The sequence below is a fragment of the Halpernia frigidisoli genome (assembly GCF_900113805.1).
Classification (GTDB): Bacteria; Bacteroidota; Bacteroidia; order Flavobacteriales; family Weeksellaceae; genus Halpernia; species Halpernia frigidisoli.
This window is the reverse complement of record NZ_FOQT01000005.1, coordinates 310,077-334,136: the sequence shown is the minus strand read 5'-3', so window position 1 is coordinate 334,136 and position 24,060 is coordinate 310,077. Positions and strand designations below refer to the sequence as shown.

24 protein-coding genes are annotated in these 24,060 nt (G+C 31.9%); 15 read left to right on the top strand and 9 right to left on the bottom strand.

Features of this window, described 5'->3' with window-relative positions; all coding sequences use genetic code 11:
* Positions 1-6 precede the first annotated feature (6 nt).
* From BM238_RS13875 to BM238_RS13860, 4 genes are read right to left on the bottom strand one after another with little or no spacing between them, the layout of a single operon-like run.
* The gene (locus BM238_RS13875) at positions 7-1,179 is read right to left on the bottom strand and encodes a DUF4350 domain-containing protein (protein ID WP_090082610.1); all 1,173 of its coding nucleotides are present in this window, start codon (positions 1,177-1,179) and stop codon (positions 7-9) included.
* On the bottom strand, positions 1,179-1,970 hold the full coding sequence (locus tag BM238_RS13870; RefSeq protein ID WP_090082607.1) for a hypothetical protein: 792 nt from the start codon (positions 1,968-1,970) through the stop codon (positions 1,179-1,181). The genes BM238_RS13875 and BM238_RS13870 overlap by 1 nt, the downstream gene beginning before the upstream one ends.
* Positions 1,960-2,934 carry a DUF4013 domain-containing protein gene (locus BM238_RS13865; RefSeq protein WP_090082605.1) on the bottom strand — a complete coding sequence of 325 codons (975 nt, stop codon included), beginning with the start codon at positions 2,932-2,934 and terminating at the stop codon, positions 1,960-1,962. The genes BM238_RS13870 and BM238_RS13865 overlap by 11 nt, the downstream gene beginning before the upstream one ends.
* A complete protein-coding gene (locus BM238_RS13860; protein WP_090082602.1) occupies positions 2,888-3,892 on the bottom strand; it encodes a stage II sporulation protein M in 1,005 nt (334 codons plus the stop codon). Before BM238_RS13860 ends, BM238_RS13865 begins: the two co-directional genes overlap by 47 nt.
* Positions 3,893-3,914: 22 nt before the next feature.
* Here BM238_RS13860 and BM238_RS13855 point away from each other — a divergent pair, with 22 nt between their 5' ends.
* Positions 3,915-4,670, top strand: a complete 756-nt coding sequence (locus BM238_RS13855) for an RDD family protein (protein WP_090082598.1) — start codon at positions 3,915-3,917, stop codon at positions 4,668-4,670.
* A gap of 31 nt (positions 4,671-4,701) precedes the next feature.
* On the opposite strand, the gene BM238_RS13850 is transcribed toward BM238_RS13855, so the two are convergent.
* The 4 genes from BM238_RS13850 to BM238_RS13835 form a co-directional block, all read right to left on the bottom strand.
* Entirely contained in the window at positions 4,702-5,382 is a 681-nt protein-coding gene (locus BM238_RS13850) for an SCO family protein (protein ID WP_090082595.1), read from the bottom strand.
* Positions 5,379-5,645 (bottom strand): YHS domain-containing protein, encoded by a 267-nt coding sequence (locus BM238_RS13845; protein ID WP_090082592.1) that lies wholly within the window; start codon positions 5,643-5,645, stop codon positions 5,379-5,381. Before BM238_RS13845 ends, BM238_RS13850 begins: the two co-directional genes overlap by 4 nt.
* Positions 5,646-5,886: 241 nt before the next feature.
* On the bottom strand, positions 5,887-6,510 hold the full coding sequence (locus tag BM238_RS13840; protein WP_090082589.1) for a hypothetical protein: 624 nt from the start codon (positions 6,508-6,510) through the stop codon (positions 5,887-5,889).
* Positions 6,511-6,780: 270 nt separating this feature from the next.
* On the bottom strand, positions 6,781-7,755 hold the full coding sequence (locus BM238_RS13835) for a deoxyhypusine synthase family protein (protein WP_090082586.1): 975 nt from the start codon (positions 7,753-7,755) through the stop codon (positions 6,781-6,783).
* A gap of 277 nt (positions 7,756-8,032) precedes the next feature.
* Here BM238_RS13835 and BM238_RS13825 point away from each other — a divergent pair, with 277 nt between their 5' ends.
* Positions 8,033-8,338: an MGMT family protein gene (locus BM238_RS13825; protein ID WP_090082580.1), complete on the top strand. Its 306-nt coding sequence runs from the start codon at positions 8,033-8,035 to the stop codon at positions 8,336-8,338.
* Between the two features lie 71 nt (positions 8,339-8,409).
* Complete coding sequence (locus BM238_RS13820) at positions 8,410-9,210, top strand: hypothetical protein (RefSeq protein WP_090082577.1); 801 nt, start codon at positions 8,410-8,412, stop codon at positions 9,208-9,210.
* A 58-nt stretch (positions 9,211-9,268) separates the two neighbouring features.
* Here BM238_RS13820 and BM238_RS13815 read toward each other — a convergent pair whose 3' ends face one another.
* Complete coding sequence (locus BM238_RS13815) at positions 9,269-9,715, bottom strand: nuclear transport factor 2 family protein (protein WP_221404940.1); 447 nt, start codon at positions 9,713-9,715, stop codon at positions 9,269-9,271.
* 320 nt (positions 9,716-10,035) lie between these two features.
* On the opposite strand from BM238_RS13815, the gene BM238_RS13810 reads away from it, so the two are divergent.
* From BM238_RS13810 to BM238_RS13755, 12 genes are all read left to right on the top strand, one after another.
* Entirely contained in the window at positions 10,036-11,277 is a 1,242-nt protein-coding gene (locus tag BM238_RS13810) for a tyrosine-type recombinase/integrase (protein WP_090082574.1), read from the top strand.
* 5 nt (positions 11,278-11,282) lie between these two features.
* Positions 11,283-12,158, top strand: coding sequence for a hypothetical protein (locus BM238_RS13805; RefSeq protein ID WP_090082572.1), 876 nt, complete (start codon positions 11,283-11,285; stop codon positions 12,156-12,158).
* Between the two features lie 81 nt (positions 12,159-12,239).
* On the top strand, positions 12,240-12,515 hold the full coding sequence (locus BM238_RS13800; RefSeq protein ID WP_090082569.1) for a helix-turn-helix domain-containing protein: 276 nt from the start codon (positions 12,240-12,242) through the stop codon (positions 12,513-12,515).
* A 54-nt stretch (positions 12,516-12,569) separates the two neighbouring features.
* Positions 12,570-13,973 carry a DUF3987 domain-containing protein gene (locus BM238_RS13795; RefSeq protein WP_090082565.1) on the top strand — a complete coding sequence of 468 codons (1,404 nt, stop codon included), beginning with the start codon at positions 12,570-12,572 and terminating at the stop codon, positions 13,971-13,973.
* A 222-nt stretch (positions 13,974-14,195) separates the two neighbouring features.
* The gene (locus tag BM238_RS13790; RefSeq protein WP_143093403.1) at positions 14,196-15,104 is read left to right on the top strand and encodes a DUF6371 domain-containing protein; all 909 of its coding nucleotides are present in this window, start codon (positions 14,196-14,198) and stop codon (positions 15,102-15,104) included.
* A 145-nt stretch (positions 15,105-15,249) separates the two neighbouring features.
* A complete protein-coding gene (locus BM238_RS13785) occupies positions 15,250-15,546 on the top strand; it encodes a plasmid mobilization protein (protein WP_090082799.1) in 297 nt (98 codons plus the stop codon).
* A 1-nt stretch (position 15,547) separates the two neighbouring features.
* Complete coding sequence (locus tag BM238_RS13780) at positions 15,548-16,498, top strand: relaxase/mobilization nuclease domain-containing protein (protein WP_090082557.1); 951 nt, start codon at positions 15,548-15,550, stop codon at positions 16,496-16,498.
* 1 nt (position 16,499) lies between these two features.
* A complete protein-coding gene (locus tag BM238_RS13775) occupies positions 16,500-16,991 on the top strand; it encodes a hypothetical protein (protein WP_090082554.1) in 492 nt (163 codons plus the stop codon).
* A gap of 172 nt (positions 16,992-17,163) precedes the next feature.
* Complete coding sequence (locus BM238_RS13770; RefSeq protein WP_090082551.1) at positions 17,164-18,720, top strand: type I restriction-modification system subunit M; 1,557 nt, start codon at positions 17,164-17,166, stop codon at positions 18,718-18,720.
* The gene (locus BM238_RS13765; protein WP_090082548.1) at positions 18,720-19,895 is read left to right on the top strand and encodes a restriction endonuclease subunit S; all 1,176 of its coding nucleotides are present in this window, start codon (positions 18,720-18,722) and stop codon (positions 19,893-19,895) included. Before BM238_RS13770 ends, BM238_RS13765 begins: the two co-directional genes overlap by 1 nt.
* A 12-nt stretch (positions 19,896-19,907) precedes the next feature.
* Complete coding sequence (locus BM238_RS13760) at positions 19,908-20,888, top strand: PDDEXK nuclease domain-containing protein (RefSeq protein WP_090082545.1); 981 nt, start codon at positions 19,908-19,910, stop codon at positions 20,886-20,888.
* Positions 20,885-24,049, top strand: a complete 3,165-nt coding sequence (locus tag BM238_RS13755; protein WP_221404939.1) for a type I restriction endonuclease subunit R — start codon at positions 20,885-20,887, stop codon at positions 24,047-24,049. Before BM238_RS13760 ends, BM238_RS13755 begins: the two co-directional genes overlap by 4 nt.
* Positions 24,050-24,060 lie beyond the last annotated feature (11 nt).

The following is a 24,060-nucleotide window of genomic DNA, read 5'->3' as shown; positions in this document are numbered from 1 at the left end:
ATATTTTTACTGTGGTAAAATTTCGTCTAAAATTTTATTTAAGGAATACAAGTCTTCTTTCATGACAGAAGAATAAGGATCCTGACTTTTTTTAATTAAAACAATCGCCTCATTTATTTTATCTAAATTTTTTCCTGTTTTTAATTGTAATTTTTGAGCAAAATTTTCATCTAATTCTTTTGTATCGATCATTAATTCTATACGAACGCGATGCAAAAAATACTGACATTTCTTTGCCATCATATCATGAAAATCGCCTTCTTGTAAATATAGATTGCCAATACTTTTTATAAATTCAACAGATTTATTTTCTAAAGGTTCGATAAGTGGGACAATTCTCTGCTTGCGTTTCACATTAAAAATAACGAATAAAATCAACCCAATCCAAAGTAAATACCACGCATATCTTAATGGCGGATTTGCTAAAATAAAACTTAAAGGCGAACTTTTTGTGCTTTTATCTTCTGATTTTGTATCAACAAACCACACCGTTTTTCTGTCAGGCAAGTAAGAAAAAAGATCTTCCACATATTTTTTATTTTGTGGTTTTAATATATAATAATTGGTTAAAACTAATGGTTCTGTATGAAGATAAATGTGGCCTTTTCCGTACTTTATCTTAATAAAATTGGCATTTACCTCGTAAGTATCAAAATCTGATTTTCCTAATATTTCGTGTTGCTTACTCAGATAATAAAATCCGTTGACAGAGGGAAATTTATCAACATCCAAACTATCATTTTTAAATTTTAAATCGGTCAGTTTTAAAATATTGCGGTCGCCATCGTTTACATTTGTCGTTAAAAATTGTAATTCTTTTTCTAAATATTTAGGAAAACTTTCATTAAATAGTATTGCGTCAGAACCATTTCTAACTTGTTCTAAAAGTTTGTCTGCAGAAGTTTTTTCTAAATCTTGATTGACTAAAAGAATGTTTTCTGCACTATTTTTTGGCTTTTTTGCATAATAAGAATAAGGTGAGAAAGTAGATTTTATAACCTTATTTTTTAGAAGGGCATTCACTTCTTTATTGAAAACATACAGACCGAACGGACTTTTTGAATTGATGTCAAAATTTTTTCGCCAGTCGACGATCTCTTTTTTATTCATTTCTAAAATCCCCAGTAACAAAGCTATTACAAGAAATAAAATACCGTATATTTTAAAAGTTTTACTCATTAAAATTTAGAATTTTTAAATTTTTCTTTGTAAAAACTATAGTCACTTTCTGTGATAGAAAACTCGCCGTACCAGACATAATCAAAAATATAAGCGAGTTCTAAAAACTGTTTTTTAGAAGTCTCATCTTTTAATTCTGAAACATAATCCTGATTTGTTTTTTCCGGCATCCACAGAATTTTATTTTTGTCTGAAAGCATTTTTAAAACAGATAAAAACCGATATCTGATGGCTGAACGAAAATCTTTTTCTGCCTCAAATTTATTTATAAGTTCCGGGAAGTTGATCTCATGGATGTTTTCATGAATTTCACTTGATTTTGGCGCTAGTTTTTTATTTTTCCTTCCAAAAAAGAAGTGGCCATTTTTAGAATTTAAATATTTTAATAAAAAATAAATGAGAAAAGCCAAACCAATAATTCCTAACAAACGCAAGAAATTTAAAGTGTAGCGGTTGGCTGAAGAAGGATCTAAATTTCCAAAAATTTTGCGAAGAAGATTGCCAACGCTTCTTTTTATTTTGTCCCAAAGAGATTCATGTGGTTTTAAAATCTGATAATCAAACTCGTTAGAATTGTATTTTTTCTGAAAATTCTGCTCAAAATTTTTCTGCTCGACAGGATTTTCCGTTGCGTAATTTCCCTGTAAAAGAGAATCTGCGGGAAACATTTCTTCTTTTGCCTGTTGCAAAGTGTCTAATATCTTGCTTTGCGGCGGAGGTAATGTCCCTTCCTGCGCTGAGGTGCGGGAAATTATGATAAAAAAGATTAAAAATATAAGCTTAAATTTCATGAAGACCAATGCTTTCAATTTCTGTAAAATCTTCCTTTCTGTGAAGATCTAATCTGCTGTCATAATACATCAAACCGGCGTTTACATAATTTAGATTCATTAAAACGAAAGTACATAAAATAGAGATGGCATAAAAAATAAAAAATAAAATTCCCAGTCCGCTGCTAAAAAAATTGCCCATTGCTTCTGCACCATTTTTCTGTGGAACGGTCAAAACTGAAACGCCCATCAAAACCATTGGAATAATTAAAATGATGCTGGACGCGATCTGTACGATAAAAAACATGATCACATTTGAACCCCAGTATTTCCAGAATGGTGTTTTGAGCCGTTTGTTTGAATATTTAAACTGAGAGATAAAGCCATATTTTAAAGAGGCGAAAAATCCGCAGTTGGTGTTAAAATAATGAAAAAGTGTAAAATTCACCACATTAAATAAAGTAGGAAATAATAAAAGAAGAAGAAAAAATCCGATGATGATAAACATTAAAAAAAATGAGATCGTCATTAGAATTCCTGTGATCGGCAGCATTATAAAAAACATTCCCAGGACGAATTTAATAAACTTCCAGATGTGTTTTTTAAAATCTCCTAAAAGCTGATTTGTGGTGATGTTTTTGTCACCAGTTTCCGTTAATCTTTTAAGATACAGAACCGGAAATGTGTAAATTAAAAAAACGCAGGTTAAACCAAGTAGCAGAAATAAAAGTCCTAAAATGATCATAATTCCAGCATTTTCCTGAAAATACTGTTCAAAATAATACGACTGACCCTCGGTATTTCCAGAAAATATCTGTGCAAAAATGCTTTTGTAGACGACAACATATAAAACCACTAATAGCAAAAGTAATGTGCCGTTGAGCGCCAAATAATTTTTAAAATAATTTTTGCCGTGTTCTTTGAAAAACTGAAAAGTATCACTTATCAGTTGCCCGAAATCGCGCTTCTGGTAAAATTGGATCATTTATAAGTTGTTTGTATCTGATTCGGGAATATATAAAATAATAGAAAACGATGATGGAAAGTGTTCCAAAGATGATCATTAAATTTAAATAAAAAGGCATTTTTAAAGCATATCGCGTAACAAAACCTTCAATTAAACCTGCAACGATGGTAAATGGAACGGTGGAAAGAAAAATTTTAAAACTGTCTTTAAATCCAGTTTTAAAGGAATTAAATCGGCTTAAAGTTTTTGGGAATAATATTGACGCGCCCAAAATTAAGCCCGCCATTGTTTCTATCACCATACTGAAAATCTCAAAGACACCGTGCAGCCAAATTCCGCGTACGCTATCGAGCAAAGCGCCTTGCTGTTTGAAAAAATATTGAAAAGAACCAAGCATTATTGAGTTTTGAAGTAAGGCATATAAACTTCCAACGCCGCCAAAAACACCCCAAATGTAAAGTTTAGCGCCAACCATTAAATTATTAAAAATTATATAAAAAGCCGTTCCCCAGTTTGATCCACTGCCGTAAACCGCGACGGCATTACCTTTTTTAATATTTTCGATCGTCATATTCACGTAATCATCACCTAAAATTGAACGTGCAAAATTTTTGTCATAAAACGTGGAAATAAAACCAATAGCTGTAAAAAGCACAAAAAACAGAAAAGCATAAAGCATATATCTTCTGTATTTGTAAATTAAAAGCGGTATTTCAGTTTTAAAAAAATGAAAAAATCGGTTTTTTTCAATTCTTTTCGTTTTGTAAATCTGTTGGAAGATCTGCGAAGAAAGGTGATTGATGTAGATCGTAACTTTACTTTTCGGATAGTAGGTTTGGGCAAAAGAAAGATCATTTATCAAATTAATGTAGAGCGACGCAAGATCATCCGGATTTTTTTTAATTTTTCCGCTGATGATTTGCTCAATTCCCAACCATTTTTCTTTATTTTGTTTTATAAAAGCGACTTCCCTCATATCTGTTGCTAAAATATAAAATATGTCTCAAATTGCAATCAACACTTCACAAAATGTTAATATTAATTTCTTAACAGCAAGTGTAGGTGAGAGAATTGCTGCATTTTTTATTGATATGGCAATTAAAATTTTGTATATTTTAATTGTATTCTATGTTTTTTTTAAATTTTTAGATCTTTCTGCTTATTTTACCACAATGGACCGTTGGTCGCAAGGCACGATCTTGCTGATCATTTATTCGCCAGTCATATTTTACACTTTAGTTCTGGAAAGTTTGATGGAAGGACAGACTTTTGGTAAAAAATTAATGAATATAAAAGTAGTAAAGATCGACGGTTACCAAGCCACTTTCAGCGATTATCTGATGCGCTGGTTTTTTCGCCTTGTGGATATTTGGAGCAACAGTGGCGTAATTGGTTTGGTTAGCGCGGTAATCTCAAAAAATAATCAGCGTCTAGGCGATATGGTTTCGGGCTGCAGCGTGATTACTTTAAAAAATAAAGTCAATATTTCTCACACGATTTTAGAAAATTTAAAACAGGATTACATCCCAACATTCCCGACTGTGATCTCACTTTCAGATAACGACATGAGGATTATTAAAGAAAATTATCAAAAAGCTTTGAAAGTTGATGATCGCGAATTAATGACCAAACTCTCAAATAAAATAAAAGGTATTTTAAAAGTTCAAATTGACTCGGGAAATTTTGCAGAAAGGCAATTTATTCAGGTTGTCATTAAAGATTATAATTTTTATACTGGAAAAGATGTAATTTAAAAAATGCTTTTAAATGTTAAAAAATAAAAATCTACTTTAAAAGTTTTTGAATATCCTCAATTAAAATTTCTCTGTCAGGATGAAATTTCCCCGTAAGATCTTCAGTTTTTCCTGCAGAATCTGAGTAGTTTAACCCTGAATAATACAAAATTGGCATTCTGTTTTCGTTGTATCGGCAAACGATATTTCCCTCTTTATTTACCAGCGCGATCATGCCACTGTGGTTTAAACTTTCTGCATCATCTGATTTTTTCCCTACATAAATATTAAACTGATCTGCCAGTTTTCCTATATAAGTACGGTCGCCGGTAAGAAAATGCCAGTTAGCTGAATTTGCGCCGATCATTCTTGCGTGATTTTTTAAAACTTCCGGCGTATCGTGTGTTGGATCTATACTGATGGAAATAATTCCAAAATCCGGATTGTTTATTTTTTTGTCAATATATTTCATATTCGAATTCATCACAGGGCAAATAGTAGGGCAGGTGCTGTAAAAAAATTCTACCAGATACACTTTTCCCAGCATATCATTATTGGTAATTTTCTTATTATTTTGATCTGTTAATTCAAAATCAGGCACTTTCATTACAGTGAAAAAACTTTCCCTCAAAGCGCTCATTCCAAACCAGATTCCTGCGATGATCACGACAATAATTGCTACGGGAATGACGGTTTTAAATTTACTTTTTGGTTTACTATTTTCGTTTTTCATCTTAAATATTTTTCAGGGTTTTTCTCAAATTTTGTTTTGCACGCGAGACTGCAAAAACCATATTTTTTGCCTTTATAATCTGAGGTGAATTTTAAAAAATCTGCTGTTGGCATTTTGCACACCGGGTCTTCGACGTTGACAACTTTTATATTTTTTAAATTTTCAGTGGGAGTTTCAGTGGAAACATGTTTTACTTCTAGCTCTTTTTTTGCGCAGGATAATTGTGTTACAGCTAAAAAAGCCATTATAAAAAAGGTTTTCATGATGTGAGATTTTAATTTAAATAAGGTTCAAAAAAGAGATTTTAAAACAAATTATTTTTATAAAACTTTTTAATTTCTGATTTATGATCATCAAATTTACAGACTTCTTTGAAATGAGCTTTGCAAATAAACTTGATATTTTTCATATTTAAAGAAAAATAAGTTTTAGCTAAAATGAAAAACCCTTTCAAACTTTTAAAAAGTGAAAGGGCAATTTATTTAAAATAAGAAAATCATAAGATTATTTCTTTTTAAAAAGTTTACTCAAGTTAGGTTTGATACCAATCGAAATTGGAACGCTGTTAAATTTCTCATTTTGTACGTTACTGAAACCGTGCTGATAACTTATTTCCGAAAATATATTTATTGCGCCAAGATTGTATTCTATACCTGCGCCGCCTTCAGCGATTCCCATAGAATTGCTCTTGTTATTCATTGTAACTTCTAAAGTTGTTGGGTTTACAGCTGCTTGTGGTGTTAAAATAACGCCGCCTCCGCCGCCTGCAAAACCGTAGAACGCCCATTTATTAACTATTTTACGATAGCCCAATGCCACGTTTAATAAATAAGTTGTGGATCTTCCTTTTTGCACTTTATAGGTATAACCCTGATCTGCAAAAATTTGGTTAAACTGATAAGCATGCAAACTTAATTTTGGATACAAGAATAAACCTCCGTTGCCCAAACCGATGTTTAAACCTAGAGTTGTAGAAAATTTTGGGGAAAAATAATCTGATGTTTTACCGACAGGTATTGAAAGTCCGAATCCATTGGAGCTGTAAAGTTTGTCTGGTCGTGTGCTTTGTGCATTGATACTTATAGTTAATATGGTAACTAATAAAGCAAGAGGTTTTAATAATTTCATTGATTGTAAATATTGGTAAAAAAAATGATTTTTGGGGATTTTTCCAAAGCTCAAAAATAATACTTTTATCGCACGAATGTATCATTTAAAAAAAACAATTTAATGATCATTTTAAATGGTTTAAAATCAAAAATTTCATCAAAAATATTCTCAAATTATAACGAGAATACTGTTGATGAAACTATATTTAAAGTAAAAAATCTTGATTCTTACTCCAAAATCTGTCAATCTAAGAATTAGTTCTTTTTTGCAGAAGATTTAGAAAAAGAATTAAGAATTTTCTAAAATATAACTGAACATCAGCGGTGCACAAATTGTAGCATCGCTCTCTACGATATATTTCGGTGTGTGAATGTCCAGTTTTCCCCAAGTGATTTTTTCATTCGGAACTGCGCCAGAATAACTTCCGTAAGAAGTTGTAGAGTCAGAGATTTGACAGAAATAAGACCAGAAAGGAATACCTGTCATTTCCATATCCTGGTACAACATTGGAACAACGCAAATCGGGAAATCACCCGCAATTCCGCCACCAACCTGGAAGAAACCAACTCCTTTTCCACCGGAATTTTTCGGATACCAATCTGCCAGATACATCATATATTCAATCCCGGATTTTACAGTTGAAGCTTGTAATTTACCTTTAATACAATAACTGCTGAAAATATTTCCCATTGTAGAATCTTCCCAACCAGGAACCACAATTGGCAGATTTTTTTCCGCTGCCGCCAACATCCAGGAATTTTCTTTCGGGATTTCATAATATTGCTCTAAAACACCTGATAAAAGCATTTTATACATGTATTCATGTGGGAAATAACGCTCGCCTTTCGCTTCTGCATCTTTCCAGATTTCCACGATATGTTTCTGCAAACGTCGAAACGCTTCCTCTTCCGGGATACAAGTGTCTGTTACGCGATTCAAACCTCTTTCCAACAAAGCCCACTCGTCCTGCGCCGTCAAATCACGATAATGCGGCACTCTTTCATAGTGAGAATGCGCCACCAAATTCATTAGATCTTCCTCTAAATTGGCGCCTGTACAAGAAATAATATCCACTTTATCCTGACGGATCATTTCTGCTAAGATTTTTCCGATTTCTGCCGTTGACATCGCGCCCGCCAAAGTGATCATCATTTTTCCACCATCTTTTAAATGTGCGACATAACCTTTTGACGCGTCCACCAAAGCGGCAGAGTTGAAATGCAGATAATATTTTTCTATAAATTCCGTGATCGGTTTGCTCATTTTTTTAAATTTTAACAAAGATAATATTTTAAATTTTTGGGAGCAAGACGGTTTTGATTTCTCCGAAGATTGTGCGCGCTATCCGCTGTATCTTTTTCCTGCTGCCTTCGCTCAGGCCTCAGGAAAAAGGATGCCGCTTCTATCGCGGCTAGGAAAAAGTTTTTTTTCTCATTTGAAAAGATCAATTTTCCGAATCATTAAAACAAATAACCATCAATAAAATGATTTCAATAAATCACCAAAATTGGATCTACTTAAATATTTTATAAATTTGTCTATGAACGAACTTTTCAAAAAGCAAGTCTTTGAAATTATAAACATTATTCCAAAAGGGCGCGTGACTTCTTATGGTGCAATTGCAAAAGCTGTTGGTTTTCCCAATCATTCCCGTCATGTTGGAAATGCGCTGCGAAATTATAAGGAAGATTTCCCGGCGCACCGCGTTTGTAATTCTTCCGGTTTCATCACCGCAAGTTGTCTTGAAAAGTTCACTAAAAAATTAAATAAAGAAGGAATTCAGGTTGAAGGAAATAGGATCAAAAATTTCAAAAAAATATTCTGGAATCTTTTGGAAGAAATTTGAAAATCTCTAAAATAAAGTCTTTTTTTTAAATTAAAACTTTTGCACTATATTACTTCTTCAAATTTACATCTATGAAATACACACAAATTAAAAAAATAGCCTTAGGAATTGGCCTTATAACTGTTGGGTTTTTTTCTGCACAAGAAAAGCCAATCGTACTTTTAGATAATTTTTTTAACAACGAAAAACAAATCGACAAAGCAAGCGGTGAAATAACTTCCTGGCATTATACGTGGGAAGATACAAGTAATGGTGGATTTTCTCTGTTAGGCAGAATTTTCACCCGCGAAGGAGCACAAATAAAAACATTGAAAAGTGCGCCTGGTAAAAAAGATCTAGAATTGGCGAATGTCTATATTATTGTAGATCCAGACATTGATAAAGAAGCCTATTTGGGAAAAGCTAATCTCATTGATGCGACCAGTATAAAAAATATTGTAAAATGGGTGAAAAAAGGTGGTGTTTTGGTTTTGTTGAGCAATGATCACGGCAATTCTGAATTTGAGCATTTAAACAATCTTGCCGGTAATTTCGGAATTCATTTTAATGATGACAGTTATAACAGAGTTCAGGGAAAAGAATTTCAGCAAGGCGCGGTAAATGTTGCAACCGGAAATGAGCTTTTTTCACCTCAAAAATTATACATGAAAGAGGTAAGTACAGTTTCTGTCAGTAAATCTGTGAAACCACTTTTATCTACAGAAGGTAAAAATATAGCAGCCGTGGCAAAAATTGGTAAAGGAACGGTTTTCGCAATGGGAGATCCTTGGTGCTACAATGAATATATTGACGGAAAGAAACTTACAGCAGATTTTACCAATTATCAGGGAACAGAAGAATGGGTAAAATGGTTACTGAAGCAAACCAAATAATCCCCAAAAAAAAACAATCCGCAAAGATTTCTTTGCGGATTATTTATTTACTTTAATTTTAAATTTTCTTTTCGGCTTTTACAGCTTGTCTGGCAAGTAATTTCCAGTCGCCCTTTGTTTTTACCCAAACCAATAATATATCTAGCGACACTTCTCCCGGTTCTTTCCCAAGGTCTGCTGTTTTTGCAAAAAAATGATGACGCAAAATTGCCGTTTTTCCCACAATTTTAATGGTTTGGTTCGTAATATCTATTGTTAAAAAATTTGACTTTTTACTCACTAATTTTTCTACAAATTCTGTAGCATCATCAATATGACCGCCAGAATGCCCGTACGTAAGTTCAGGAAGAATTAAATCCTCTAAACTTTTTTTATCACCGCTGATCATCGCAGATCTCAATCTTTCTGCGGCATCACTTACCTTCGAGACATCATTTTTTTTCTGTCCGAAAACCATTGTGATCATTAAAAAACTTAATAAAAAAAGTATTTTCTTTTTTGTCATTGTATCAATTTATTTATCAAAGATAGCAAACATTCATAATCATTTGCTTAATTATCAATCTCCTTACATTTATTGTGATTTTAAATAAAGTAAGGAAAATCAAAAAAAATTAAAATCTAAAATTATTACAAAAAAAATCTCTGTAAACCGCGATTTACAGAGATTAAAGTGGAGCTGGAGGGATTCGAACCTATTGACTTTCAATATAGATTATTTTACATAAACATACTATATATCAATATTTTACATATATTTGTATAAGTGGATATATGTTATTTTTATGTCTAAATATGCAATAAGTAGCACCTAAATTAGCACCTATGAATTTTACCTACAAATTAAAGGAACCCAAATCAGACAAGGAATCATTGATTTATTTTCGTTCTTACTTTCTAAATGAAAATAAAAATTTTATCTATTCTACGGGAGAAAAAATTAATCCTTTAGAATGGGATTTTGATAACAGACAACCAAATGACCTTAATGGAAGGACTAAAAGATCGGAAAACCATAGAAGTATAAAAAAGCAATTAGATAGATACAGCAGTTTCTTTACAGAAATTGTGAATAGATATAAAAACATAAATGAAGATATTAATGTAGAAATTATTCGTCAAAGATTTAATGAAGAATTTAAAAAGATAAAATCTAAAGATGACTTTTTCAGAATTTATGATGAATTTATTGCAGAAAAAGAAGATGATTTTTCTGGTAATGCGATTTCGAATTCAACTCTTAAACGTTACAAATGCAATAAAACATTACTCGAAGATTTTCAAAGCAAAACAAAACATAAATTGTCCCTAGGTAAGTTTGATGAAAAAACTTATAACCTATTTCTAAAGTTTTGTGTTGAAGAAAGAGAGCATTCAGTAAATACAGTCCATAGAAATGTTGGACTTTTGAAAACATTCCTCCTATGGTCTTTAAATAAAAAGTACAGTTTTAATAACAGTTTTGTGAATTTCAAAAAGCCACCGAAGTTTAGAACTGATGAAATTGCGCTAAACATTGAACAAGTTGAAGAAATTTACGCGCACGATTTTTCTAAAAATAAGAAATATGAGAGGGTTAGAGATTTATTTGTATTTGGATGTGTCACAGGAATGAGATTCGGAAACTATAGTACAATTTCAAAAAACGATGTGCAGGGAGATTTTATTAGAGTAATTGATTTAAAAAGCAAATCAAAAAATCTTTCTATTCCGTTAAATAATATTTCAAAATCTATTCTGGAAAAATACGAATATCAACTACCCAGCATTTCCAATCAGAAAATGAATGAGTATATAAAAGAGGTTTTTGAAGAATTGAAGTTTACTGATGAAATTAAGAAGACAATGAAGTATGGCGATCAGTTAATTGAAAAGAATACCGAATTTTATAAAAGAATTTCATCGCACACTGCTCGGAGAAGTTTTATTACAATTATGAAAAATAAACGGGTGCCGGACAAAGTGATTATGAGTTACACTGGACACACCAGTTTAGAGGTTTTTAACGCTTACTATAGACCAAGTGAAGATGATAAGGTCAGTTATATGAATGAAGTTTTTAAATAATCGATATGAAAAAAAATAACATTTATCTTCCATTTAATCCTTTGTCGGAAGTTCTAGCCGTACCATTTCTTGTTAGCAGAATATTCAAAGGAAAAAAAATAAAAGATTTGATCGATGATAAAATCGAGTTGGCTAGAGAGAAATCGGCTGAAATTAATCTAACTGAAAAAGAGAGATTTGAAAGTCATTTAGAATTTAAAAATTTAGATAATTTTTTTGTGAACAATTTCCGGGCGTTGGATAATTCAGCGGCACATTCTTTTGAAGATAAAATTAATTATTGTTTAAATCAGTATTCAAAAGAGTCTAGAAAAATTTTGACTTCCACAAATTTGGTTGTGTTGGAGGAGAATTTTCTTAAAGGTGCTGAAAAAACACTTTTTCTTTATTTCCTATTGAATAAAGATTTTAAAGTTGAGTCAGAATTGAAAAATGATGCTATTCAAAACTTGATTAGCGATAATCAAAATTGTGATAAAGAAATCGAGAATGAAATTTTTTCTTTTATAAAATTAGAAAAAATTAGCAAGGATAAAGAACTTTTTAATCTTATAGATTTTTCAAAATTAAAAGATTTTGACGTTATTTATGATTCAAAAATAGACGGTTTTGAGTTTAAAAATCAAAAATATTCAGATATAATTTTTCTTTGTATAATTTTAGATAATAAAAAAATTATTGAACTTCCAAGCAACCAATATATAAATGAAATTCTTATGGAAATAAAGGGAAATACTGTTTCTGAAACAAATTTTTCTAACTGCAAAACTAAATATTTAAACCCTCAAATACTTGCACCGTCTGAAAATGATAAAAAAATAATAAAAGGAATTGAGAACTTTATAGATTATCATATAAACGAGATCAAAGCGAACATTTAGTCCACTAAAAATCCACTGGATTCACTAACTTTTATCGTTATTCAGTGGTAATCTTGCATAGAAATAATAAAATAAAATTCTATGCAAACAAATCCATTTCAAACAATTCTAGATGAATTAGGAGAAGTAAAACAACTCTTACATTCAATTCAAAAAGAACCAGAATTAGAACTTAAGAAAAAATTCTATTCATTTAAAGAGGCTTCAGAAATTCTTAAAGTAGATTATCAAACTGTACGTTCACACGTTCTAAAAGGCAACATCAAAGCAGAGCAGTTAGGTAGATTCTATAGAATTAATCATCTTGATTTGATGGCAGCGTTAAAAGATGTGAAATCACTAAAATATAAAAGATAAGCATCACAATTAAAACTTGTGATGCTTTTTGGTTTTTATTTCTAACCTAGAAATATGATGACAAAAAATAGTCATATTTCAGAATATCAACAATTTATGAATGATAGAGCAATTAAATTATCTGAAATTTCAGACAATGAATTTCAATTGGGATCTACCAATATTCTCAATGGATTAAAGGAAGATTTTAAACTTATTTCTGGTAAGAATATATTCCCTGAAAGTATTTTTCCACCAATTATGCAGAAACTAGTGAGAGAATTAGAAACAACATTAAACTTTTCTCCGGATTATACATCGGCTTCAATTTTATATGCAGTTTCAGTTTCGATAGGAAATAAAATTCAACTGAAAGTAAAAAACAGTTGGTTGGAAAAATCGAATTTATATATGGTTCTTGTTGGGAGAACAGGTGATGTAAAAAGCCATTCAGTTTCATTTTGTCTTAATCCTTTAATGAAATTGGATAAGCAGAATTTTGAGCAATATCTACTAAAGAAAAAAGAATATGAACAACTACCGATTGAAGAAAAATTTAAAACTACAAGTCCGGTTCTTCGTCAATTATTGCTGAATGATTTTACACCAGAAGCATTTGTAAAAGCACATTATTTTAATCCGAGAGGAATTGGTTTATATACCGATGAGATTGCAGGCTTTTTTAATTCCTTCAACCAATACAGAAAGGGAAGTGAGGAAGAATCCTATTTGTCTGCTTGGAGTGGAAAGCCAATTATAAAAAATAGAATTTCTGGTGACGAAATGAGAGTTGATAATACAAAAGTGGATATTATCGGAACCATGCAAGAAGGTATTTTGTCAAGTGTTTTTCAGTCGAATAAAATGAAAAATGGGTTTATCGATCGTCTTCTTTTTGTGTTGCCGCATAAATACGTGGACAATAAATGGAACGATCTCGATTTAGATGAGAAATATATTGAGTGGTATTCAGAATTTATCAACAAAATTTATAATCTGGCCGAGAATTTAGAAACTGTATTGGAGTTTCAGCCCGATGCAAAAGAATATTTGTATAGTTGGCAGAATAACCAAAAGCACGATTTTGATTTCGAATATCAAAGAGGCGTCTCTGTTAAATTGCAACAATATGTTTTGAGGTTTGCAATCCTGATTGAAGTGATGAACTCGATTTGTAATAATGACAAACTGCAATCAATTTCATTAAAGTCACTAAAGTCAGCAATAAAATTGAGAGATTATTTTTTTGAAAATGCAATCCGTGTATTTGAAATCATTGACAACAATTACTATGACTCGCTCACAGAAATACAAAAAAATGTATTCGATAAACTTCCCCAGCAATTTAAAACAGGAGAAGGAATTGAAATAATTTCTAAAGAAGATTTGATGAAAGAAAGAAGTTTTAAAAATTTTCTAAAAGATGAAAAACTCTTTAAAAAAATTGCCCACGGAATTTACGAAAAACAAGTTTTTTAGAATGTAATGTAAATATCCTACTGCACTATTTGCATTATTGCACTTTGAGTTATAATATATTGATTATGAATACTTTAATTGTTTAAAAAAGTGCAGCAAAGTGTAAAAAATGCAAAATGCAACTTTTTCAAAGTGCAACAAAGTGCAAAGAAAGTGCAAGTAAAATCACATCTCAAACTACTATGAATAAAGGAAAGTGCAAAAAATGTAGAAAGTGCAAGCATGAATAAATACAGATATATTTTAGACCCAAGTTCAAAGAAATACAAATGTCCCAATTGCAATAAGTTTTCATTGGTGGTTTTCATTGATACGGAAAGAAGTGAAATTATGGAAAATTACGGAAGATGCGACAGAGAATCAAAGTGTGGATTTTTTCATCATCCTTCTAAAGATGGATTTAAAAACCGCATAAACTCTGAAATTTCTAATGATGCTTTCGTTGAAATTTTTCCTTCATTTCATAAAAATCATTTGGTGGATTTATCAATAATTGGTGATAATAATTTCTTGAAATATTTAAGATTTTTATTTGGAACTACAATAGCAAATTCAGTTCAAAAAAAATACAAAATCGGTACACTTTGCGAGTTTAATTTTGGAACTGTTTTTTGGCAAATTGATGAGCGAAAAATAGTAAGAGCCGGAAAAGTAATCCAATATTTTGAAACTGGAAAGCGGACAAAAAATATAACATGGATGCATCAATTTTTGAAGATTAAAAAAGAAATTTCAGATTACAATTTATGTCAATGTTTGTTTGGGTTGCATTTAATTAAAGATGATAAAAAAAGTATAATTGCTTTAGTAGAATCTGAAAAAACTGCATGTATAATGAGTGTAATATTTCCAGATTTTTTGTGGTTGGCTTGTGGTGCAAAAGGGGAATTTAAATTGAAGAAATTAGAACCAATAAAGCACCGGAAAATCATCGCATATTCTGACAGTGAAACTCAAAAAAATGGCTCAACAACCTACGAAGAATGGAAACGAAAAGCGGAAGGATTTAATGCTGTTGGATTTCAAATTACGGTATCAGATTTACTTGAAAAAGAGACAACAGACGAACAAAAAGCCAAGGGAATTGATATTGCAGATTTCTTTATGAGAGAATTCTTAAAAAGTAAGTAAAAACGGTTTTTACATCGAGATGTGCCAATTGCGCTACAAATCGTTCCGATTTTGCATCTTATTGGCGACTCGCTTTTTCTCCCGATAGTCAAAAAAGGAAAAATTGTTTCACAATTTTAAATTAAAAAAACAAATTAAAAACAATATGAAAAATAAAGAATTTAGGTTCAGAGTTTCGCCACTCGAACATCAGATTATTAAAAACAAAATCTCAAAAACAGGTCTGTCAATTTCAGAATTTATGCGGAGGATTTCTTTGGATTTAGAACTCAAAAATAAACTCACAAAAGATGAAATTGAATGCTATAAAAACCTCTCAAAATTTGCAGATAATTTCCGAAGAATTTCCAATTTATTTAAACTTGGTGATGGTACTGGAATGAAAAATGAGGCGCTGGAAACGTCAAGAATAATAAGAAAACATTTAGAAAAATTGAGATAAAATGATAGGCAAAATAAAATCGTGCATAGGTGGTTTTTCACTTTTTAATTATGTAATTGATGATGAAAAAGGAATAGAATTATTGAGAAATAATCTTTGTGGGGAAACTCCAATAGAACTTATTAGAGAGATGCAAATTATTCAGAATTTGAATCAAAAAGCTACGAATAAATTGATTTCAATGGTGCTTTCTCCGCATGTTGATGATGGTGAAAAATTGAGTAAAAAACAATTGCAAAATCTGACCAAAGAGTTTCTGAAAGAATTAGAAATTGATGTGGAAAATTCTCAATTCATTGCCTTTTTACACACCGAAAAACGGCATCGGCATATTCATATACTTCTCAACAGAGTAGATGAAAATGGGAAATTATTGAAAGATAATCACATCGGAAAAAAAGCGCAATGGGCTGCACACCGAGTAGCAGAAAAAAACAGATTAATTTCTGCAAAACAAATAAGAATTGATAAAATTAAAGAAGCTGATAGTATTAAAATGGATTCTAAAATTTTAAGAAAAGAAATTTACCAAAAACATCTGAATGCAATGGCTGCAAAACCAAGAACAATGGAAAAGTATTTGTCAGAAATGATGAAACAAGGTGTGAAATTCATCCCGATAATTAATAAGCAAGGTAATCTGCAAGGTTTTAGAGTTCGAAATATGGAAACTCAAACGGAAATGAAAGCAAGTGAAGTCCACCGAAATATGGGACTGAAAAACCTGTTGGATTCCGGTCTGTTTTTTCAGGATAAAAATTTTGATTTAAGTAATGCAATGGAGGAATCAAATCAATTTAGCATTCAAAAGGTTCACGAAGAATCAATCATTGCAGAAAAAAGAAATAATAATTTTTCTGCAAATAATATTTTCGCATTTAGTCCAAACATCGTCGATCATACCGAAGATGAATTAAAAAGAAAACGTAAAAAAACATTTAAAAGAAGATAATATGGCACAAAAATTAAAATCACAAGATCTGATGGAACTCTTCAATGAGAAACTTGATATAGCAATTGAGAAATTCGATTTGAATGAAAAAATAATTACCACAGTTAATGCAAAGTTGAAAGAAATTAAAAATTCATCTCTTAAAGTGGAGTACGAACCGTTGGGTACAGTAATTCAAGAAAATGCAAGAATGTTTAAAGAGCATAGAAGTGAATTATTAAATATTTTTGAAAAACAGATTTCCACGATAAAAGATGTTGTTAAAGAGAAAGAGAAATATCAATTGCATTTTTATGGTGCTCTGACTGTTCTTTCATTTTTATGTACTGCTTTTCTTTATTATGGGATCGATCAACATTACCAGAAAGTAGATGCTGAAAGAAAATTAAAATTTTATTCATCAGAAGCGTATAGAATGAATAGTTATCTGAAAGAAAAAAAATTATCAGAGAAATATGAAAATTGGGTGGAGAGTAAAAAAAATTCCAAGTAAGGAATGGATTTACAATGAATTTATAAAGAATGGATAGTTTCATTATAAATCTTTCGGTAATTTTCCTAAATATTCAGGAGCAATTTTCTGAATTATAAGTTTGACTTATAGATTTGTCAATCCTTTTCGTATTTTTACGTCTTTTACATTATTTAAACATTAATAAACTTTTATGACCAAAGAACAGGAACGTTCCGCTTTGCACGAAACCATTTGGAAAATTGCCAACGAATTACGTGGAAGCGTCGACGGTTGGGATTTTAAATCTTATGTTTTAGGTATTTTATTCTACCGATTTATTTCAGAAAATCTCATTAATCATATTAATAGATCGGAATGGGAAACCGGGAGTAAAGATTTTGATTATGCCCAGATTACAGATGAAGAAGCAGAATTTGGTCGAGAAGATACCGTGCAGGAAAAAGGATTCTATATTTTGCCGTCAGAATTATTTCAAAATATTGTAAAACATTCCAAAAATAACGCTGATTTAAACGAAAGTCTGCGCGAAATCTTTAAAAATATTGAAGGTTCTGCCAAAGGCCATCCAAGTGAATATGATCTGAAAGGTTTGTTTGATGATGTAGATGTAAACAGCAATAAATTAGGCGCCAATGTCCAGAAAAGAAATGAAAGATTAGTTAAGATTTTAGAAGCCATCGCAGGTTTAAGATTAGGCAATTACCAGGATAATAATATTGATGCTTTCGGTGACGCCTATGAATATTTGATGGCGATGTATGCGGGAAATGCCGGAAAATCTGGTGGTGAATTTTTTACACCGCAAGAAGTTTCAGAACTTTTGGCGCGGATTACTTTGGTGGGAAAAACGGAAGTTAACCGAGTTTATGATCCAGCCTGTGGTTCTGGTTCTTTGCTTTTGCAGTTTGCCAAAGTTTTGGGCAAAGACAATGTGAGACAGGGATTTTACGGACAGGAAATTAATATTACCACTTACAATCTTTGCCGCATCAATATGTTTCTGCACGATATTAATTACGAAAAATTTGATATTACGCACGGCGATACTTTGATGGATCCAAAACATTGGGATGATGAACCTTTTGATGCCATTGTTTCTAATCCGCCATATTCTATAAATTGGGAAGGCGACGCCAATCCTTTATTAATTAATGATCCACGTTTTTCTGCGGCAGGCGTTTTAGCACCGAAAAGCAAAGCAGATCTGGCTTTTACACTTCACATGCTTTCTTGGCTTTCTACTTCCGGAACGGCAGCAATTGTAGAATTTCCCGGTGTTTTGTACCGTGGTGGCGCAGAGCAGAAAATACGTAAATATTTGGTAGATAATAATTTTGTAGATGCCGTCATACAATTGCCACCAGATCTGTTTTTTGGAACTTCTATTTCAACTTGTATTTTAGTTTTGAAAAAAAGTAAAACAGATAATTCTGTCTTATTTATTGATGCTTCTGCAGAATTTGTACGTGGTGGAAGTAAAAATAAAATGTCAGCAGAAAACCATAAAAAAGTTTTGGACGCTTACGCTGCAAGAGTTGATGTTGACCATTTTGCGACTTTAGTACCCAACATTGGTATTGAAGAAAATGACTATAATATTGCGGTCAGTAGTTTTGTGGAGCAGGAAAACACGAAGGAAATTATCGACATTAAAACTTTAAACCATCAGATTGAAGAAATTGTAAGCCGACAAATAGAATTGAGAACTTCGATTGATGCTATTGTTAATGATTTAGAAAATGCTTAATGAATACAGTAGAAAAATTAATCGAAGAATTTTGTCCTAATGGTGTTGATTTTAAAGAGTTTAGTTCTGTTTTAAATTATGAACAGCCTACAAAGTATATTGTGAAAACTACCAAATACGACAATGCTTTTAAAACTCCAGTTTTAACAGCAGGACAAAGTTTTATTTTAGGTTTTACTGATGAAAAAGAAGGAATTAAAAGCGCAAATAGGAATAATCCTGTAATTATTTTTGATGATTTTACCACTTCTTTTCATTGGGTTAATTTTGATTTTAAAGTAAAATCTTCTGCGATGAAATTACTTACTTTAAAGGATGATAGTGAGGTAAATTTTAAATTTGTTTATTATGCAATGAGGTGTAATAAATATAAACCCCAAGATCACGCACGACAATGGATTTCAGTTTATTCAAAATTTTTATTTCCCTTTCCACCACTTCCAATACAAGAAAAAATAGTGAAAATTTTGGATAAATTCACGGAGTTAGATACGGAATTGGAGGCGGAGTTGGAGAAGCGCACTAATCAATATGAATTTTATAGAAACCAATTGTTAAGTTTTGATGAAAATGTAGAATGGAAAACTTTAGGAAGTATTTGTAGTTTGATAACCAAAGGAACAACACCCAAATTTTATAAGGAATTTGGAATTTCATTTGTCAAAACTGAATCATTTGTTGGGTCAAGAATTGAGAAAAAAAAGTTGGCTTATATAGATGAAGAAACGCACGAAACTATTCTTAAAAGGTCTAAACTTGAAGTTAATGATATTCTTTTTACAATTGCAGGAGCAACAATTGGAAAATGTGTAATTGTTACGAAAGATATATTACCTGCAAATACTAATCAAGCATTAGCAATTATAAGATTAATGGAAAAGGTTAATCTAAACTATATTTTTTATTATTTAAAATCGGAATATATGAAAAAATATATTTTGTTTTCTGTAAAAGGTTCTGCTCAACCTAATTTGAATTTACAGCAATTAAATACTTTTAAAATCCCAGTTCCCACATTAAAAGAACAAGAAAGAATCGTTTCTATTTTAGATAAATTTGATGCTTTGGTTAATGATATTTCCAGCGGTATTCCGGCAGAAATAAGAGCCAGAAGACAGCAATATGAGTATTACCGCGAAAAACTATTGACTTTTAAAGAAATCCAGAACTATTAATTTTAAAATAAAATGGACAACCAGTTTCAAAACATCATCCAACTTATTCGGCAGGCAAGAAGTAATGCCCTAAAAACCGTCAATGCAGAACTCATTAATCTGTATTGGAATATTGGCACGCACATTAGCCAAAAAGTTGCAGCCAGCGAGTGGGGACAATCTGTGGTAAAAGAATTGGCCATCTACATTCAGCAAACCGACCCCCAATTAAAAGGATTTTCAGATAAAAATCTGTGGCGGATGAAGCAGTTTTATGAAACCTACAAAGACGAGCCAAAACTCTCGCCGCTGGTGAGAGAATTGAGTTGGTCTCATAATCTGGCGATATTTTCAAGATGTGATACTTTAGAGGAAAAAGAATTTTATCTCAAAATAAGTAAAGAAGAAAATTACAGCAAACGGGAATTAGACCGTCAGATTTCTGCCAGTTTATTTGAAAGAACAATGATCGGCAATGCAAAACTCTCAACAGCGTTGAGAGTTTTAGAAAATGATTTAACAAACACTTTTAAAGACAGTTATGTTTTTGATTTTTTAAATTTACCAGAGCCACATTCTGAAAGTGACCTGCAAAAAGGACTGATTCAGCAGATGAAAAATTTCATTTTGGAGTTGGGTAAAGATTTTCTTTTCGTCAGCGAAGAATATAAAGTACAGGTCGGTAATTCTGATTTCTTTATAGATCTTTTATTTTACCACAGAGGTTTGCAATGTTTGGTGGCTTTTGAACTGAAAGCAGATAAATTTAAACCGGAACATTTAGGGCAATTAAATTTCTATCTGGAAGCCCTGGATCGTGATGTGAAAAAACGCAATGAAAACCCAAGTATCGGTATTCTTCTTTGCAAAGACAAAGACAGCGAAGTAGTAGAATATGCCTTGAGCAGGACTTTATCGCCCACAATGGTCGCAGAATATAAAACACAATTGCCGAACAAAAAGGTGCTGCAACAAAAATTGCAGGAATTATTTATAGAAAACAATATCGAATGATGGAAGATTACAAAATAATTGCAGAAAACCCAGAAAGCACCGTAGTTGCAGAATATGTTTCGCCCTACAAACGGGAAGCAAAATACCAGTCTGAAGCAGAACTTGAGAAATCTTTCATCGAATTATTAGAGAAGCAAGCCTATACTTTTATTAAAATTAGTAGCGAAAAAGACCTTATTGATAATCTTAAACAACAATTAGAATTGCTAAATGATTATCAGTTTTCAGATAAAGAATGGAAGGAATTTTATAAAACTAAAATAGCCAATCAAAATAGTGGCATTGTAGAAAAAACAAAAATTATCCAGGAAGACCATATTCAATTGCTCAACCGCGATGATGGTTCGGTTAAAAATATTCGACTGCTGGACAAAGAAAATATTCATAATAACCGGTTGCAGGTCATCAATCAATATGAAACAGAAACTGGAAAACGAAGCACGCGTTATGATGTGACCATTCTTGTAAACGGTTTGCCATTGGTTCATGTAGAACTCAAAAAGCGCGGCGTGAGTTTGCAGGAAGCCTTTAACCAAATTAATCGTTATGCCCGGGAATCATTTTGGGCAGACAGCGGTTTATTTGAGTACGTGCAGTTATTTGTAATTTCAAATGGGACGTACACCAAATATTACAGCAATACCACAAGATTTAGTCACGTAAAAGAGCAGACAGAAAAAAGTGCTGGACGTGGCAAAAAATCCAGTAATAGTTATGAATTTACTTCTTGGTGGGCAGATGCGAATAACAGTCCGATTTTAGATCTAATGGATTTTGGCGGAACATTTTTTGCCAAACACAGTCTTTTGAATGTTATTGTAAAATATTGTGTTTTTACGTCCGATCAATTGCTTTTGGTGATGCGTCCTTATCAAATTGTGGCTACAGAAAGAATTTTAGGTAAAATAAATGTAGCGAACAATTATAAAAGTTATGGAACTGCAAATGCAGGCGGCTACATTTGGCACACAACGGGAAGTGGAAAAACATTAACTTCCTTTAAAACCGCGCAATTAGCGAGTAAGTTTGAGTTTATAGATAAAGTTCTTTTTGTGGTAGACAGAAAAGATCTGGATTACCAAACGATGAAGGAATATGATAAATTTGAAAAAGGCGCTGCCAATAGCAGTACCAGTACAAATGTTTTGAACAAGCAATTGGATGATCCCAATGCAAGAATTATCATCACAACCATTCAGAAACTGGCCATTTTAATTAAAAAACATAAAGCGCATCCGGCTTTTGCGAAACCTACGGTAATTATTTTTGATGAATGCCACCGTTCGCAGTTTGGCGATATGCACAAAGCAATCAAGAAAAGTTTCAAAAAATATTACTTATTTGGATTTACAGGAACACCAATTTTTGCAAAAAATGCTTCAAGTGGTAGAAATCCAGATTTAAGAACTACAGTTCAAGCCTTCGGATGCAAAACCCACGGCGATTATAAAAATTGTCCGCCAGAATCTCACACTTCCGCTTTGCATACTTACACTATTGTGAATGCGATTTCAGATAAAAATGTGTTGCCTTTCCGTATTGATTATTTCAGCACGATGAAAGAAAAGGATGGTATCGAAGATCGAAAAGTAAAGGACATTGATAGAGAAAAAGCCTTGATGGATCCAATCCGGATCGGGAATAATGTGAGGTATATTTCTACACATTTTACCCAAAAAACAATGCGTAATGCAAAACCTTTTATGGTTTCTACCATCACAAATGTGTATGATGTGGCAACTGCAAAAGACCGGACAAAAGTTGAGGAAGTGAAAGAGAGAATCCGAATGAGCGGTTTCAATTCCATTTTTGCGGTGGCATCAATAGATATGGCGAAAGCCTATTACAAAGAGTTTAAAGAACAGCAGGAAGAAATTCCCGAAATTTTGAGATTGAAGGTGGCGACCATTTTTAGTTATGGTGTGAATGATGAGGAAGAAGATGGAACAGGAGATGAAAATACAGAAAATACGGATGATTTAAGCGCTCCAAATCGTGATTTTCTGGATGGTGCGATCCGGGATTATAATGGAATGTTTGGGACGAGTTACGACACTTCCGCAGATAAGTTTCAAAATTATTACAAAGATATTTCTATGCGTGTGAAAAACCGCGAAATAGATTTGCTTATTGTGGTTAATATGTTCTTAACCGGATTTGATGCGACAACGCTTAATACTTTATGGGTTGATAAAAATTTGAGAATGCACGGTCTTTTGCAGGCATTTTCCAGAACAAATAGAATCCTAAATTCGGTAAAAACGTTCGGAAATATTGTTTGTTTTAGAAATTTAGAAGAAAAAACAAATGAAAGTTTGGCGCTTTTCGGCGACAAAGAAGCCGGTGGAATTGTCTTGCTTCGAACTTTTGATGATTATTATTACGGTTACAATGATGGTAAAAAAGATATTGTTGGCTTTGTAGATATTGTGGATGAACTAACTGAAAGATTTCCAGTTGGGCAGAATATCGTAGGCGAAGACAATAAAAAGCAGTTCATAAAATTATACAGTTCTGTACTTAAATTTCAAAACATTCTCAATTCATTTGATAGTTTCTTTGGCAAAGAAATACTCACAGATAGAGATGTTCAGGATTATCACAGTATGTACATTGAACTTTATAATGAATTTCGGACTGTAAACGATGGCGATAGTGAAAATGTAAATGATGACATCGTCTTTGAGATGGAATTAATAAAGCAAGTTGAGATCAATATCGATTATATTCTAGCATTAATTCGCGTTTATCATGAAACGCACTTGCAGGACAAAGAAATTACAATAAATATTTCAAAAGCCATAGATTCCAGTATTGAACTGCGGAATAAAAAAGATTTGATAGAATTATTTATCCAATCTTTAACACCACAATCTGCGGTGGATGAAGAATGGGAAACTTTTGTCAACAAAAAAATGAAGTCAGAATTGGACGTGATCATTTCTGAAGAAAATCTAAAGGAGGATGAAACTTATAAATTCATTCGAAATTGCTTTAAAAATGGCGAAATTCAAACTTCGGGAACATCGTTATCAAAAATACTTCCGCCAATTTCCAAATTCACACCAAATAATGAGCGTCAAAATAAAAAGGAAATGGTTTTAGAAAAACTGAATTTTTATTTTGAGAGGTATAAGGATATTAGTAGTGGGAGTTTGTAAATAATTTTTTT